This is a genomic window from Paenibacillus sp. FSL E2-0178 (assembly GCF_038593005.1).
In the GTDB taxonomy this organism is placed as follows: Bacteria; Bacillota; Bacilli; order Paenibacillales; family Paenibacillaceae; genus Paenibacillus_AQ; species Paenibacillus_AQ phytohabitans.
This window is the reverse complement of sequence record NZ_CP151953.1, coordinates 8,088,586-8,101,048: the sequence shown is the minus strand read 5'-3', so window position 1 is coordinate 8,101,048 and position 12,463 is coordinate 8,088,586. Positions and strand designations below refer to the sequence as shown.

12 protein-coding genes are annotated in these 12,463 nt (G+C 52.6%); 1 reads left to right on the top strand and 11 read right to left on the bottom strand.

Annotation, left to right across the window (positions count from 1 at the left end; all coding sequences use genetic code 11):
* Positions 1-59: 59 nt before the first annotated feature.
* The 4 genes from dprA to MHI42_RS35000 form a co-directional block, all read right to left on the bottom strand.
* Positions 60-1,178, bottom strand: coding sequence for a DNA-processing protein DprA (gene dprA, locus MHI42_RS35015; RefSeq protein WP_342422170.1), 1,119 nt, complete (start codon positions 1,176-1,178; stop codon positions 60-62).
* 183 nt (positions 1,179-1,361) lie between these two features.
* Positions 1,362-2,291: a succinate--CoA ligase subunit alpha gene (gene sucD, locus MHI42_RS35010; protein ID WP_171716099.1), complete on the bottom strand. Its 930-nt coding sequence runs from the start codon at positions 2,289-2,291 to the stop codon at positions 1,362-1,364.
* A 35-nt stretch (positions 2,292-2,326) separates the two neighbouring features.
* Positions 2,327-3,484: an ADP-forming succinate--CoA ligase subunit beta gene (sucC, locus tag MHI42_RS35005; RefSeq protein ID WP_039295138.1), complete on the bottom strand. Its 1,158-nt coding sequence runs from the start codon at positions 3,482-3,484 to the stop codon at positions 2,327-2,329.
* Positions 3,485-3,840: 356 nt separating this feature from the next.
* On the bottom strand, positions 3,841-4,308 hold the full coding sequence (locus MHI42_RS35000; protein ID WP_042138172.1) for a MarR family transcriptional regulator: 468 nt from the start codon (positions 4,306-4,308) through the stop codon (positions 3,841-3,843).
* Between the two features lie 148 nt (positions 4,309-4,456).
* Here MHI42_RS35000 and MHI42_RS34995 point away from each other — a divergent pair, with 148 nt between their 5' ends.
* Entirely contained in the window at positions 4,457-4,885 is a 429-nt protein-coding gene (locus MHI42_RS34995; RefSeq protein ID WP_342422169.1) for an organic hydroperoxide resistance protein, read from the top strand.
* A 400-nt stretch (positions 4,886-5,285) separates the two neighbouring features.
* Here the strand turns inward: MHI42_RS34995 and MHI42_RS34990 are convergent, their stop codons facing one another.
* The 7 genes from MHI42_RS34990 to MHI42_RS34960 all read right to left on the bottom strand — a co-directional run bounded on the left by MHI42_RS34990 (position 5,286) and on the right by MHI42_RS34960 (position 11,848).
* Positions 5,286-7,016 carry a YifB family Mg chelatase-like AAA ATPase gene (locus MHI42_RS34990; protein WP_342422168.1) on the bottom strand — a complete coding sequence of 577 codons (1,731 nt, stop codon included), beginning with the start codon at positions 7,014-7,016 and terminating at the stop codon, positions 5,286-5,288.
* Positions 7,017-7,228: 212 nt separating this feature from the next.
* A complete protein-coding gene (locus tag MHI42_RS34985) occupies positions 7,229-7,738 on the bottom strand; it encodes a phosphoesterase (protein ID WP_342422167.1) in 510 nt (169 codons plus the stop codon).
* A 35-nt stretch (positions 7,739-7,773) separates the two neighbouring features.
* Complete coding sequence (locus MHI42_RS34980; protein ID WP_171716103.1) at positions 7,774-8,187, bottom strand: hypothetical protein; 414 nt, start codon at positions 8,185-8,187, stop codon at positions 7,774-7,776.
* 133 nt (positions 8,188-8,320) lie between these two features.
* Entirely contained in the window at positions 8,321-8,707 is a 387-nt protein-coding gene (locus MHI42_RS34975) for a YraN family protein (protein ID WP_076246957.1), read from the bottom strand.
* Positions 8,704-9,006, bottom strand: coding sequence for an EscU/YscU/HrcU family type III secretion system export apparatus switch protein (locus tag MHI42_RS34970; protein WP_039295123.1), 303 nt, complete (start codon positions 9,004-9,006; stop codon positions 8,704-8,706). Before MHI42_RS34970 ends, MHI42_RS34975 begins: the two co-directional genes overlap by 4 nt.
* Positions 9,003-11,168, bottom strand: coding sequence for a DNA ligase (locus MHI42_RS34965; protein WP_342422166.1), 2,166 nt, complete (start codon positions 11,166-11,168; stop codon positions 9,003-9,005). Before MHI42_RS34965 ends, MHI42_RS34970 begins: the two co-directional genes overlap by 4 nt.
* Before the next feature lie 68 nt (positions 11,169-11,236).
* Entirely contained in the window at positions 11,237-11,848 is a 612-nt protein-coding gene (locus MHI42_RS34960; protein ID WP_342424862.1) for a ribonuclease HII, read from the bottom strand.
* Between the last annotated feature and the right edge of the window lie 615 nt (positions 11,849-12,463).

Genomic DNA, 12,463 nt, shown 5'->3' with positions numbered 1-12,463 from the left:
AACCTGCCCTCAGGCCCGGCAGAAATCAAGAGTCTATGCTTAACACGGTTACTTCTATATTAAATTACCTTATAAATTGCACCCGGCAATTGTGTTACCGCTTTTTTTATGATTAAAGATAACAGAACTGAATGCAAATGTCCAAAATCCCACCTCGTGGACGCCAGGAGCTCATCGAGTGTAAAGGGGCCTTGATGCAGTATATGGTAAAGGTGCAACTCCTCACTTGTCAATTTCTTTTCGATTAAGCCATCTCCGGCGGAAGGCCCGGAACCGCTTGCCGGAGATCCTGAAGTCCCCTTTCCAGGCAGATAAGCTATGTATTCTTCCACGATATCCGCGGAGCTTGTTACCACCTTCGCACCTTGTTTAATCAGCTCTAATGCGCCTCTGCTCTTGGGCGAGGTGAGCGGACCCGGAACAGCAAACACATCCCTTCCTGCTTCTAGCGCAGCGTCGGCGGTAATCAGGGAACCGCTGCGGCTGTCTGCTTCGACCACCACCGTGCCGAGCGACAGTCCGGCGATAATCCGGTTGCGCTGCGGAAATAATCCGGGATGGCTCGGGGTACCGAGCGGATATTCACTAATCACAAGCCCGACACGTGAAATCTGCTGCTCCAGCTCACGGTTCTCAGGCGGATAGACCTTATCCAGCCCCGTTGCGACCACAGCAATGGTACTTCCGGCTCCCGATAATGCTGCTTCGTGGCAGACACTGTCAATCCCTCTCGCTAGGCCGCTTATAACCGTGAGACCGGCCGCACTGAGCTGTTCAGCCAGCATTTCACCAATCTTGCGTCCATAGGCAGTAGGCACACGGGTACCAACCATAGCTACAGAAGGACGGGAAGCCAGCTCCAGACGGCCGCGATAATATAAAACCCAAGGCGGCTGGGGGGTTTCCTTTAACTGGACAGGGTACCCTTCATCCAGCAAAGTCACCATCGAAACACCGCTTGCTTCCATTAAAGAGCGGCGCTGCAGAATCCATTCTTCATTAAAGACAGCGTTAAGCCTGGCCGACATTTTGCCGCTGATTCCGGCCCGCTCCCAATCTGTAACGGAACAGGACAAAGCTTCATTCGTCAAAAGTCCCGCCTGGCGTATTCTGTCCATACTTTTCCATCCAATGCCTTCTACTTCATTCAAACCGAACAGCAGATCCCGCGTTTCCATATGCATTCTCTCCTATACGGAAGGGCCAGCCTTCCTTAATGATTACATAAACTGCTGAAAAAAGACAAAAAAAGCAACCCTTCACCCCGGTACTCCAGGACAAAAGGTTGCTTACCTTTAAAATGATTATACATGAATCAGCGGTAAAAGCAGTGATCTTTGTGTGATTCTGCAGGCTGAGCTCTAGTGAGTGGTGAAAGCATTCAGAATGCCGCGTTCCTCAAGCACGCTGACGAGTGTAGAGCCCATCTCCGCAGGCGTTGGCGCGACCTTGATCCCGCAGGACTCCAGCACAGCGATCTTCTCGCTGGCCGTTCCTTTACCGCCTGAAATAATCGCCCCGGCATGGCCCATCCGTTTGCCGGGAGGTGCAGTAACGCCCCCGATAAAGCCTACTACAGGCTTTGTCATATTCTCTTTAATCCACTCAGCCGCCTCTTCCTCCGCCGTCCCGCCGATCTCTCCGATCATAATGACAGCTTTGGTGCCCGGGTCATCATTAAACAGCTTCAGAATATCTATGAACTCCGATCCCTTGACCGGATCTCCGCCGATACCTACAGCCGAAGACTGGCCGATTCCACGCTCCGTCAGCTGATGTACAGCTTCATAGGTTAAGGTTCCGCTCCGCGAGACAACCCCTACATAACCAGGCATATGAATATAACCCGGCATAATCCCGATTTTACATTCTCCAGGCGTGATTACCCCCGGACAGTTGGGACCGATTAATACAGTAGAACGTCCCTCCATATATCTTGATACTTTAACCATATCCAGCACGGGAATGCCTTCTGTGATACAAATGACGAGCTCCATTTCAGCATCCACAGCTTCCATAATCGAATCTGCAGCAAAAGCCGGCGGAACATAAATCACACTGGCAGTTGCACCTGTAGCTGCTTTGGCGGCAACGACCGTATCAAATACCGGGAGACTGGCCTCCGTGCCATTTTCAAGCGTGATCTGAACAAAGGTTCCTCCCTTGCCCGGGGTTACCCCTCCTACCATCTGGGTGCCGTAATCCAGTGCTCCTTTAGTATGAAATAAGCCCGTAGCGCCCGTAATTCCCTGTGTGATGACTTTTGTATGTTTATCTACAAGAATGCTCATGCGTCAGGTCACATCCTCACTTTTATTGTCGAATATTACACCAGAGCAACAATTTTACGGGCACCGTCAGCCATGGAATCGGCAGCAACAATATTCAGTCCCGATCCGGCGAGAATTTCTTTGCCCAGTGCTACATTCGTGCCTTCAAGACGTACAACCAGCGGCTTCGTTAACCCGAGCTGTCTTGCTGCCTCAACTACACCGGTAGCAATGACGTCACAGCGCATGATTCCGCCGAAAATATTAACAAAAATCCCGCTTACCTTATCATCCGAGAGGATGATCTTGAAAGCTTCGGTTACCTTCTCTGTGGTTGCGCCGCCCCCTACATCCAGGAAGTTGGCCGGCTCTCCACCGTAATATTTAATAATATCCATGGTAGCCATCGCAAGCCCCGCCCCATTCACCATACAGCCGATGTTGCCGTCAAGCGCGATATAGCTAAGATCGTATTTGGAAGCCTCAATCTCTTTGGCATCCTCTTCGTCCAGGTCACGGAGCTCCAGAATATCTTTATGCCGGAACAGCGCATTAGAATCGAAATTCAGCTTGGCATCAAGCGCCATCACATTTCCGTCAGCCGTTACAACCAGCGGATTAATCTCCGCGATGGAGCAATCTTTATCCACAAAAGCCAGATATAGCGCTTGCATGAACTTGACCGCTTTATTTACCAACTCTGAAGGTATGGCTATGCTGTAAGCCAGTTTACGCGCCTGGAAGGTCTGCAGTCCCACTGCCGGATCAATGATTTCCTTGAAAATCTTCTCCGGATGTGTGGCCGCCACCTCTTCGATCTCTGTACCGCCTTCCTCGGACGCCATCATGACTACCCGCCCGGAACCACGGTCTACAACCAGTCCGATATAATACTCTTTAACAATCTGGCAGCCCTCTTCAATCAGCAGCCGCTTCACTACCTTGCCTTCGGGTCCCGTCTGGTGAGTGACCAGCGTCTTGCCGAGGATTTCAGCCGCATAGGCACGAACCTCATCACTGTTCTTCGCCACCTTGACGCCTCCGGCTTTACCGCGTCCGCCTGCATGAATCTGAGCTTTGACTACAACTACCGGTGTACTCAGCGCTGCGGCAGCTTCCACTGCTTCCTCCACTGTATAAGCTACTTTTCCGTTCGGTACGGCTACGCCGTACTTCTTAAGTACTTCTTTTCCCTGATACTCGTGGATATTCATACCGGAAGCCTCCTAAAGTGTTGCGGTGACCTGTGCAGGCAGCCTGCGGCCATTCCGCATTCCGTTTTGATTGTCCAAAGCCGGGTCCAGACCGGTGAAAACTGGCAATATCCCGGCACATGCAGAAAACCGCCGCCTGAATAATAAATCCGCAAACGGTACAGTTTTCTGCTAGTGGCATATAGAACATATTACAGAGTGATATCTATAATTACCTATATGCCAGAATGTGAAACCCAGAATATTGTAACATGTTTTATAAGCGCTTTCCTTAAAAACTTTCACTATTTATACATACATTTTCGCTCGATTTCATGCCGGAATGCGAACGATTGCATTGACTTTGTGCTGATAGACTATTTCGAATTGCTAATATTGCTCTCATGAACACGGGCAAGCAGGTCTTTGAACTGGCCAAGCAGTCCAACAAACTCCTCGGGGGAGAGCATGGTGCCTTCGGCCATTTTGCCGGGAATGCACATCGCATCCTGCTGCAGTGCCAAACCTTGTGCGGTTAATGAAATCAACACCTTCCGCTCGTCCTGCAAAGAACGTTCGCGCAGAATCAGGCCAGCAGCCTGCAGTCTCTTGAGCAGCGGAGTCAGCGTACCGGAGTCCAGGAACAGAGCTTCACCAAGCTCCTTGACCGTACATTGCCGTCTCTCCCAGAGGACAAGCATAACCAGGTACTGCGAATACGTTAATCCGATCTTGTCCAGGTGAGGCTGGTACAGCTTCGTAAATTCACGCGAACAGGCATAAATCGTAAAGCAGAGCTGGTTCTCGAGCATTAGCTCTGGAGGAGTCATAGTTTCTTCTTGCATATCATCTTCACCTGCCTTTGTGACATTAGTTTAACACAATTCATTCACAATATCATGTTAATAGCGGAAAATATATTGACTTTTATTTTAATTGTGTTAAATTAAGTTGTGTACAATACAATATGAAAACGAACGGGAGCGATTTATAATGATGACTATTCAACAGAAAATGTATGAAACTACAGTAAAAGCGGTTGGCGGAAGACAAGGATATATTGAATCTGAAAGTCCTAAGCTAAACCTTACAATCAGCACACCACGCGAAATGGGCGGCGCCGGCGGTGAAGGCACTAACCCTGAGCAGCTGTTCGCAGCAGGCTACTCCGCGTGTTTCGACAGCGCACTGAATATGGTGGCCCGTATGGGTAAAATCAAGATCGAGGGCAGTGAAGTAACAGCAACGGTAAGCTTCGGCAAAGTCGAAGACGGCGGCTTCGGCATTGCCGTGAAGATGGACGTTCTGGTCAAAGGCGTAGATCACCAAACTGCAGTCCAGCTGGTAGAAGCGGCTCACGGCGCATGCCCTTACTCCCGCGCAACCCGCGGCAATATTGAAGTTGAACTGAATGTGCTGTAAGACATACTGCTCAGTATAATTACAAGACCGGGTATACATGTCCTATCCCCAGCCTGCCCTTTATATAGCCATACTTTCTTTAAAGTAAACGCCCTGTCCGGCGGCCCCGGGTAGGGTGTTTGCCGTTGATCGGCAAACTTTATGCTTTGGGTCCCGTGTTAATCTATCCATTTGTCTTCGATTATTCTATCTAACCCGCACTACAATTAACTTTCAAAAGAGTTACTGATGTGCGTTTCCCGGCGGAAACTCAGCACGACTCTTGGGTGACTACCAGCTGATGGAGTGAAATTCCTTTATATATGCAGATACGGCAGATTTGTATGTCAAACAGACTCAGAATCCTTTAGATGACCAGTTCCCGATCATTTCGGGCTCGAATGAACAAGATAACGCTCACTTAGTATTCCTCCTCTGCCGTCACCTGGCGGTCCAGATTACGGTACTGGACAGCTTCGGCAAGATGCGCAGAACCAATCTCCTCTGCCCCTTCCAGATCGGCGATGGTGCGGGCCAGCTTAATGATCCGGTCATGCGCCCGCATGCTGAGGCCAAGACTCTCCAGAATCCGGTTCAGCAGCAAATTTTCTTCATGCCTCAGAACTGCGTAACGGCGTAACGCCGCTCCTGAAAGCTCACTGTTCCAGGAGATCGGCAGGTGCTGGTAACGCTTAGCTTGAATAGCCTGAGCCCGCAGAACGTCCTCACGCATCCGCGCTGTAGACAACGCCGGCACATTCCGGTCCCATTCTTTCGGGCGGGGAACATCAACCTGCATGTCCATCCGGTCCAGCAGCGGTCCTGAGATTTTGGCCCGGTACTGGGCGATTCGTGCCGGACTGCAGGTACACCGCTGCTGTGAGCTGCCGTTCCCGAGAAATCCGCACATGCAGGGGTTCATAGAGCAGGCGAGCAGAAACTGGGCCGGGAAGGTAAACGACGCCCTGGCCCGGCTGATGGTCACTACCCCGTCCTCCAGCGGCTGGCGGAGAACCTCAAGAACCGTGCGGGAGAATTCAGGCAGCTCGTCCAGAAACAGAATTCCGCGGTGTGCCAGGCTGACTTCACCCGGCTTCGGTATTCCCCCTCCACCAATCAGTCCGGCTGCCGAAATCGTGTGATGCGGGGAACGAAACGGGCGGAGGCGCATCAGGCCTCCATTGCTGTCCCTCAGCTTACCGGCGGCACTGAATATCTTCATCACCTCAAGCGATTCATCATCGCTCAGGTCTGGGAGAATGCCGGGAAGTCGTTTAATCAGCATCGTTTTGCCTGTCCCCGGAGGGCCGATCAAGAGGATGTTATGCATTCCGGCAGCGGCAATAGTGAGCGCGCGCTTCACGTGATTCTGTCCAATGACATCACTGTAATCCTCCTTCATCAGATAATCCTCCCGGCTCGGGGCAATAACCTTGTTCCCTTCCGGCTGATATCTCAGATGGTCCAGCGTCAGCACCTGAACTGGCGGGCGGTTCCTCGGGGACGGCTCATTGCTAACCGATACCGGAAACGGCAGCTTTGTCTGCGGCATGGATAGTTCCGGAACGGCTGAATCAGGCACTTCTGTAGGTAATCGCGGCTCCAGTCCTGGAGCTGGCTCTACCGTAAACGGAGAAGCCGGAACACCGGCAGCTGACGGTGACAACTCACGCAAATGTCCGGCAGTATATACACAGATTCCCGTAATCAGCGCTGCTTCGGCAGCATTTCCCGGTGGTACGAGGACTGCCTGGAAGCCTGCCCGGCGCGCTGCCTCAACCATAGATAACACCCCATTAACCGGACGCAGACTGCCGTCCAGCGCCAATTCTCCGATGAGCAGCATTTTCCCGGCATCCGGCATAATAAGCTGGCCGCTTGTTGTCAGAATCCCCAGGGCGATGGCCAGATCGAACGCCGATCCCTCCTTGCGCAGATCTGCAGGTGCCAGATTGATTGTAACGCGCTGCTGAGGATAGCTGTAGCCGCAGTTTTTAACCGCAGCCCGGACTCTCTCTACCGCTTCCCTCACAGCAGAATCCGGCAATCCGATGATTATCGTTTGCGGAAGCCCGTTCGCCAGATCAATTTCCACGCCGATCATTACGCCTTCAATCCCGTACAAACATGCACTATGCATCTTTCCGTACACAAAAAAACACCTCTCCTCCTGAAATACGCCCGGTACGGGCGTTTATTTCCAAGAAAAAGGGTGCTTCCTCTTTTTTCCGTTAGCTTTATTATGTTGAGTATACCTATAGCCCCTGCTATCATGCAAGGACTATTACGCACAAGCTGATGCACAAATCCCAATTCCCATCCGTCTTGCATAATTGTGCATCTATGACTAGAGAATCAATTTGTTCAGCCTTCCTCACTGGCCACAACGGCATCCCTGATCTGTTCAAAGGACAACGGCGCATAATTCCAATGCTCTACACAAATGTTAAAATGGCTTTTGCCTTCATATTTCTGTCCATGAATATGGCCATGCACATTTACGTAAGGCATATGCTTGTTCATATACATAGGTTCATGGGAGAGCATAAAAAACTCTTTATAAATGATCGGGTATTCACTTACCTCGTCAAATCCGGCTTCCAGCCACCAATTACGCCCGCGTCCGCGGTCATGATTGCCGAGAATCAGGATTTTGTAGCCGTTCAGCGCAGAAATAATATTCCGGGTAGCCTCCTGATTCAAGAAGGAGAAATCCCCCAGATGAAATACCTTATCCCCTTTGCCCACCACAGCGTTCCAGCTGGCAATCATCGACTGGTCCATCTCCCCCGCACTGACAAAAGGACGGGATTCGAAATCTATGATCAGCTTATGGCCAAAATGATGATCCGAGGTGAAAAAGACATTAGTCAAAACAGCACCCCCATTTCAAGTACTTCAGGAATGGTTCATTTATTCCAGTTTCTCTTGGACGGACGCCGATTCACGTCAACCTGAATCAATTCGGCCAAAGGAGGGGTTTCCTCATGCTCGATCAGCCATTGACGCATTTCCTTAATGGCCTCTACCTGACCGTTCCCCTTATCCTTCCAGGTAAGCAGTTCGATGACATTGATGACCAGTGACAACAGGCTGCTGTTGCTGCTTTCTGTTTTTTCCGCACGCATTTTATGGAATAAAGCCTCATGCTCCCAGTCAATTAATATCTCTTCCGCTATTGCAGGCCGCATAACGGTAAATGTCTTATTACAATTGCTGCAGCAGACAACGGACAGAGGCTCTCCGCCCAATTCCGCTACGACTCTGTGCTCGCAATGCTGGCAAGTAAAACTTACCTGTATATCAATCGGTTGATTTCTCACTCGGACAGCCCTCCTCATGGTGACATTAAAAGTTACACTAATGTTTACCCATTTCTTTCGAGAAATGACCCATGGAGCCCATGATATGTCAAGGATAAATAAGCAAAATCGTTGAACACAGGCAAAAAAAGAGCTAAAATGCCTCACGGATATGCCGTAATGAAGCAATACTTAAATCTCTATTTAGCTGTACGGCGATTACATCAAAGGAAATCACCGGGTTATTCAGACCCCGCATATGTAAATACACCTGGGCTGTATTTCTCACCTGGCGGATTTTGCGTTCATCCACTGACTCCTCCGGGGTTCCCTGCACACCAGCCCCGCTCCGGCTGCGCACTTCAATGAAGACAATCCCCTCTTCATATTCTGCAATAATATCAAGTTCTCCGCTGCGGCAGCGCCAGTTGCACTCCCTGATTATGTATCCCCGGGAGGACAGATACAGACTTGCCGCCTGCTCGGCAGCAGCCCCTTTTTGCCTGCGGGTATAATTCGTCCTGTCCGCCCCGTGACTCACTTCGGTCTCCGTTCCCCGGCAGAACGGTCACTCTGATATACATAACTCAGAATCTCCGCGACCAGCTGGTATAGCTGAGGCGGAATCTGCTGATCCAGATCCAGCTTAGAGAGGACCTCCACCAGCGCGGCATCCTCCTGCACAGCAACCCCGTTTTCCTTGGCTTTTTGCAGAATGATATCGGCTACCGAGCCTTGTCCTTTGGCAACAACAACCGGGGCTTCGCTTTGGCCGGGGATATATTTAAGGGCAACCGCCTTTTTGAGGTTCTGTGAAACCTTATGTTCCGACTCACTCATATGCGGTAATCGACTCCTTTGTAGGAATCGGGAACATAATCGGACTGTTTGGCAGGAGCTGCAGCCGTACTCAGCTCGGGCAACGGCTCCGTGCGCAGGCTGGACAGCTGATACCCTATAGACTCAACCGCTGTCTTAATGTCCTCACGGCGCCCTTCCAGCAGCTCCAGCACCCAAGGTTCATTATTATGCAGCTTAAGGCTGACAATCCGGTCAACGACCTGTACGTCTACCATAGTCTGGCCGAGCTGCTTCATATCCAGATCAAACCACAGGCGGCAGTTCGCCGCATCCAGCTCGCCTTTGCGGCCGCGCCGGGACTGGATATGGACGGAAGCCGTCTCCTGGCCGTCCTGCCCCCGCAGCGGCAGGAACATCGTCACCTGCGCGAACGGCGCGGTGCGGTCTGTATTCAGCAGCAGCTGCTGGCCAGTCAGCTGCTGCACCAGCTGGCCCGCAGCTTCCTTGACCGCGGGCGGGACCTCGCTGCTGCCGAGAACCTGCAGCAGCACGCCCTTGAGCGTACCGGCGGCATCCTCCGCGCTGCCGGACGCCCCTTGCAGCGCCGCAGCCGGCAGCGCTGCCTCACGCCCGTGCGCGGCAACGCCGCCGCGCACGGCCTGCTGCTCGTGCTCCGCACCGAGCAGCTTCAGCACCCGCCCCACCCACGACTCCGTGTCGGGGGCGGGCGCCGTGCCCTGCTGCGGCTGCGCAGCCGCAGCAGAGGCGTCCCCGCGCGGCGCAGCGGGGACTTGCCCTTGCCCCGCCGGTGCTGGCGGGGCGGTATTGCCCTGCGGCGGCTGCGCGGCCGCAGGGCCTTCGCCCGCCGCGCCGGAGGCGGGCGGAGCTGTAGCGAGCTGCGGCAGCGTGCCGCGCAGCTCGGTGAGCACGCCCTGCAGCTTCGCGAGCAGGGCGGTCCCCGAGGCAGTGCTCTGCGGCTGCGGAGCACTGTTTACCGGCGCGGCAGCACCCGCACCTTCCCGAGCTCCTGCGGCCTCGGTGCGGCCAGCCGCAGCGGCTCCCGAGCCCTCCCGTGCTGCTGCGGCCTCATTCTGACCAGCCGCAGCAGCGCGGGAGCCTGCCGGGTCAGTGCTGCCGCTTCCTTTGGCAGCTCCTGCTCCAGCAGGCGCGGTACCAGCAGGCTCTGCATCTCCTGCTGACACAGCCTTATTGGCGGACGCCGCCTCGGACAACGGCAGTTTCTGCGCCAGGCCTCCAGGCACTTCCCCCTCTACTGCAGAATCTGCATTCAAAGCTGCAGCAGCCTGTCCAGCACTTCCTATTGCTTGAGTATTGCCAGCATTGACGTTACCATTATTACTCCCTGTGTTACTTACCATTCCTGATCCAGACTGGGTCTCTACAGAACCGGCTGCCGCCCCCGAAGGAGCACTATTACCTGTTGCGCCAGCTTTCGATGCCGGAAGTTCAGCATCTGTATTCGCTCCGGGCAGCACACCAGCCGTTACCGTATTTCCGGTCACAGGAGCTGTGGTGCCGCCTGTGAGCACTCCTGCCGCAGGTTTATTTCCTCCTGCCGACTCTGCACTCTTACCAGCATCACCCTGCTGGGCCCACATGTTCAGCTCCGATTCCAGCGTGGCCAGCAGCTGATGCAGCTTCGGACCGAATACCGCCTGCTGCAGCCCCTTCACCGTCTCAGCCGTAACCGGCAATCCGCGCTTCACGGAGATGACGGCCGCTTCCAGCCATTCCGAGGCTGGCACACCAGGCGGCTTGGCATTCATGACGGCATCCAGCTTCGCCGCCGTCTCTTTGGTCAATGCCAATCCGCCGGACTGCATCGCCTGAACAATCTCCCGCCCTGCCTTCGAATTCGTAAGGCCAAGCGATTCAATAGCTTCCCCCATACTCTGCGGTGAGGCGAGGGCAGCTTCACCAAGAGAGACGGGCTTCAGCACCGGCAATCCGTTCTCACCAGGTGTACCCACTTGCAGGTTCAGGGTCTGTCCAGGCATAAGCGGTGTTTCCAGTTCAGCACGGACAGGCGTCCCCTGAATCTGCACCATGGCTTCCTTGCCTGAATCAGACACGCTGAGTACAACGCCGCGAACAACCTGACCTTCCTTGAGCTCTACAGATTTAGGCTCTCCCGCCTTGCTGTCTCCGAGCAAGCCGCGAATGAGTGATCCGATATTCATGTTGTCCGCCTCCTGTCTCTTCTATATAATATCGGAATTATCTGTCCTTTTGATAACTGCGTATGTCCTTAGAACAATGTCTGCTGCTCGGCAAGAATATTACCGATGAAGCTGCGCCGGTGCATAGGCGTTACACCCAGCGTCTTGATCTGTTCCCGGTGCAGCTTGGTTGCATATCCTTTATGTAATTTGATCCCGTAATCCGGGTATAATTCCTCCCACAAGCCTTCACAGAGCCGGTCGCGTGTAACCTTAGCTACAATCGAAGCGGCAGCAATCGACTGGCTGCTGGCATCCCCCTTGATGATCGAACGCTGCGGCAAAGGCAAGTCCACTTTCTCTGCATCAATCAGCATATAATCAGGCTGCTGGATTAATCCTTCAACCGCCTTGCGCATAGCCAGACGCGAAGCCTGCTTAATATTTATTTCATCAATCACCGTCGATTCTACATGCCCTACACTTACCGCCAGTGCCTGATCCATAATAATCTCATACAAGGCATCACGCTTCTTGGCCGTCAGCTTCTTGGAATCATCCACACCCTCAATAATCAGCCGGGCCGGCAAAATTACCGCAGCAGCCACCACATCCCCGAACAAGCAGCCCCGGCCCACTTCATCGACACCGGCAATGTGCTGGTAAGACAATTCCCAGCCTTCTTTTTCATACAACAGCATATCTATCGTGCTCACTTCTATCCACCTGCCAATCAACAATTTATCCGGTTCCTCTACTAGCCAGCTTAACATAAGCGGCCATTATGGTCATCCGTCATTATAATGATTTTTTGACTTGAAGCTCAATCGTCCCTGCGGTGAATATTTGAATTTCCGGCCGCTTGGTAACACAGGTTTACTTGATCTAATCCTCTATCCGCAGTTGAAACTGGTTAACACAATTGCCCTCTGTCGCTCCTGCAAGTCCAAAACACTTCTTTTCGCTTTCGTTATTCTTTTGCGTTGCTATCTAGCCTTGCTTGCCATTAAATAGCCGGGTTAACCGCTGCATCGTAACAGTCTCCCAATTAACATTCCTGCACGAAATACAACATTCCCTTCATTATTTCCGCTCCAATCCAAAAATGTTGTATGGATTGCAGCATTTTCCCTCCTCCAAGCGACTTAACGGGATTATTGTTGTATTTCCTACAACAATCCAGCAGAATACCCAGTTGTGCATAACCCAAAGTTGCATTAAGTACAACATTTCTCCGCATTCACCCTCATCGCCAACTCCCCGTGCTGCCACGCAAAAAAGAGCCAGTCCACAAACACGGATGGCTCTTCCATTCC